A 3,201-nucleotide genomic window follows, 5' to 3' on the forward strand; every position below is an offset into this window, starting at 1 on the left:
CGGCGTCGCTCCAGACTCCGCCGGAGCGCTCGACCAGGGCGTACTGCGCTGCGATCCAGGCGGGCTCGGAATCGACGAGCGTGCCGTCCATGTCCCAGAGGACGGCGGCGAGCACCCGGCTCACTGCGCGACCTCCCCGCGGGAGCGGCGCGTACTCAGCACGGGGGAGAGGACGACCGCCAGGACCGCCGCGAGCGGGACGACGGCCAGACCTGCGCGCAGGCCCGCACTGTCGGCGATCAGTCCGACGAGCGGCGGCGACAGCAGGAAGCCGAGCCGCATGAGCCACGAGACGAGCGTCACTCCGGTGCCGGCACGCAGCCCCGGGATCTCGTCGGCCTCGTGCATCGCGGCGGGGACTGTCGTCGCGAGACCGAAGCCTGCGGCGGCGAAGCCGAGGATCGTGCCGGGGACCGAGGGGAGCAGGAGAGCGAGACCCATCCCGATCCCGGCGATCGCTCCTCCGGTGCGCACCACGGCCCGCTGGCCGAAGCGGTCGACCAGGCGGTCGCCGAGGATCCGACCGACGAACTGGGCACCGACGAGGGCCACGAAGCCGTACGCGGCGACGGGGGCGCTCGCTCCGAGATCGGCAGACAGGTAGAGGGCCGCCCAGGTCGAGCCCGCGTCCTCGACGAGCGTGCCCGCTATCGCCACGCCGACCAGCGCGGCGAGGACGAGGGCGACCCGCGCGCCGACGCGAGCGCGTGGCGTGCGGTCGCCGGCCACGGGATCCGGTCGGGCCTCGTCGTCGCGGCCCGGGAGGCAGAACCGCAGCGCGACCAGCGCCACGATCGCGAAGAGGGTTCCCGAGAGCACGAGGTGGAGGGAGCGGGGGACGCCCAGCGCGAGGGCACCGGCCGCCATCGAGCCGCCGAGCACCGCTCCGATCGACCACACCGCGTGGAAGGAGTTGATGATGGAGCGGCCGTAGCGGCGCTGGACCAGCAGTCCGTGGGTGTTCTGCGCCACGTCGGTGATCGCATCGGTCGCGCCGGCCAGGAGGAGTGCCGCGGCGAAGGCGAGCAGGGTCGGCGAGAATCCGGCGACCATCGTGCCGATCGCGGTCAGGACGGTGCCGGCCACGGCCGCGCGGCCGCTCCCGAAACGCCGGATCACGGAGGCGGAGGCGAGGCCGGCGAGGACGGCCCCCGTCGGGAAGGCCGCGATCGCGACTCCGTACGCCGCGTTGTCGAGCAGCAGGTCGGACTTGATCTCGGGGAAGCGCGGCACGAGGTTGGCGAAGAGCGCTCCGTTGGTGAGGAACAGGGCGGCGACGGCACCGCGGGCGCGGCGGGCCTCCCTGGACGGAGGAGCGGAGTCGGGAGCAGGCATGCGTACGAACGTACACGTCATGTGTACGATCGTGCACATGGACTGCTTCGCGGGAGACGATCGGACGGACCGGCGGACGACTGCCGGCTCTCCGCATGCGGTCGGCAACCCGGAGGCCGACCGGTGACCGGGGAGGACCGGGTGCGCGCGGTGCGGCGCACCGACCCCCACCGCCGCGACCGGATCATCGACGCCTGCCTCGACGTGATCGCGGAGGTCGGCGTCTCCGGGACGTCCCACCGGCGCGTGGCCGCGGCAGCCGATGTCCCGCTGGGCTCGATGACCTACCACTTCGCCGGGATGGACGAGCTGCTGCACGCCGCGTTCGCGCGATTCTCCGACTCGGTGGCGGCGCAGGCGCAGCGCCGGATGGACGGCGCCTCGACGCGGGACGAGGCTCGGCAGGCACTGGTGGACCTGGTCGTCCACGACGTCTTCGGCAGCCAGCGCGAACTCGTGCTGACCCACGAGCTGTACACGCTCGCCTCCCGGCAGCCCGAGTTCCGCGCTCTGACCCACCGATGGATGGCACGGACCCGCGCGGCGCTCGAGCAGCACTTCGATCCCGCGACCGCGCGGATGCTCGACGCGCTGATGGAGGGGCTGACGATCCACCGGGCACTCGACGACGAACCGGCGGACGACGCCCTGGTGGCGGAGGCGGTGCGGCGCCTCCTGGCTTGACTCCCTCAGGGACGCCGCGCCCAGACCGGAGCCCGCTCGGGGCGGGGCCCGACTCCCACGATCCAGGCCGGAATCACCGTGAGGGCGGGAACGCACCGCAGGAGCGCCACGAGCACCACGGGTGGGGTGACGGTGCGGGAGAGTGCCGGCGCAATCAGGCGGGCGTGCAGCACGCGCTGGAGGAGCTGCAGCACGACGGTGGGGAACGTCCGTCGACGCTGGACTCGGGCGAGCAGACGGTGGGCTCGAGGGCCTCGCAGCTCCCCCCTCAAGAGGGGGCCCGCGAGCACTCGCCCCGCCGCGACCGCGTCCTGCACAGCCAGGTTCACCCCGACACCGCCCACCGGTGACATCGCGTGCGCGGCGTCGCCCAGGCAGAGCACGCCGTTCGCATGCCAGCGGCGCAGGCGGTCGAGTCGGACGTCGAGGTGCTTCACGTCGTCCATCGACCCGATCGTCCCGACGGCGTCCGCGAGCTCGGGGAAGAGCGCCGCCGCCTCGGCCCGGAACGCCAGGACGCCGCGCGCGCGGACCTCCGTGTCCGCGCCCTTCCTCCGCAGTGAGGCGATCTGGACGTAGCCGGAGCGGGGGATGCCGATGGCGACGCCGCCGTCGGCGAGACGCGGCAGGAGCGACTCGGGCAGCCGCCGCGAAGAGGTCACCCGGTACCACTCGACGTCGAACGGGACGGCGTACTCCCGCACAGGCAGGCCGACATCGCGCCGCACCAGGGACCAGCGGCCGTCGCAGGCGACCGTCAGATCGGCCAGGAGTCGACCTGGTCCCTCCGGCGCCGCGTACTCGACCCCGACGACGCGACCGGCCTCGCGGAGCACGCCGGTGACCTCGTGCTCGCGGAGGAGGGTGAACGACCGCTCGGTCGCCGCGTTCTCGGCCAGCAGATCGAGCAGATCCCACTGCGGGACCATCGCGACGTACGGGTGCCGCAGCGGGAGCCGGCCGAAGTCAGCCATCCGCACTCCCGGTCGACCGGGCAGCGCGACGTGCCGCAGACGCGACTGGGGGAGGGCGTCGAACCGCTCGAAGAGGCCGAGATCCTCCAGCAGGTCGAGGGTGGCCGGATGCACGGTGTCGCCGCGGAAGTCGCGCAGGAAGTCGGCGTGCTTCTCGAGCACGACGACCTCGACTCCGGCGCGCGCGAGCAGCAGGCCCAGCACCAGG

Annotated in this window: 3 protein-coding genes and 1 pseudogene; 1 reads left to right on the forward strand and 3 read right to left on the reverse strand. The window is 73.4% G+C overall.

Going from position 1 to position 3,201, the window contains the following annotated elements; translation table 11 throughout:
* Nucleotides 1-91 (reverse strand): annotated as a pseudogene (locus ASF46_RS19915) (HAD family phosphatase); the annotation flags it as partial.
* 29 nt (nt 92-120) lie between these two features.
* The gene (locus tag ASF46_RS08455; protein WP_056867109.1) at nt 121-1,335 is read right to left on the reverse strand and encodes an MFS transporter; all 1,215 of its coding nucleotides are present in this window, start codon (nt 1,333-1,335) and stop codon (nt 121-123) included.
* 123 nt (nt 1,336-1,458) lie between these two features.
* Between ASF46_RS08455 and ASF46_RS08460 the strand changes: the two genes are divergently transcribed.
* The gene (locus tag ASF46_RS08460) at nt 1,459-2,019 is read left to right on the forward strand and encodes a TetR/AcrR family transcriptional regulator (protein ID WP_230670643.1); all 561 of its coding nucleotides are present in this window, start codon (nt 1,459-1,461) and stop codon (nt 2,017-2,019) included.
* A gap of 5 nt (nt 2,020-2,024) precedes the next feature.
* Here the strand turns inward: ASF46_RS08460 and ASF46_RS08465 are convergent, their stop codons facing one another.
* Nucleotides 2,025-3,200 (reverse strand): FAD-dependent oxidoreductase, encoded by a 1,176-nt coding sequence (locus ASF46_RS08465; RefSeq protein WP_235576887.1) that lies wholly within the window; start codon nt 3,198-3,200, stop codon nt 2,025-2,027.
* Nucleotide 3,201 lies beyond the last annotated feature (1 nt).

Source organism: Rathayibacter sp. Leaf296 (assembly GCF_001423045.1).
GTDB classification, from domain to species: Bacteria; Actinomycetota; Actinomycetes; order Actinomycetales; family Microbacteriaceae; genus Rathayibacter; species Rathayibacter caricis.

Excerpts from the sequence above, each read along its gene's own strand:
- ASF46_RS08455 (WP_056867109.1), bottom strand. The coding sequence starts at position 1,335 with ATGCCTGCTCCCGACTCCGCTCCTCCGTCCAGGGAGGCCCGCCGCGCC.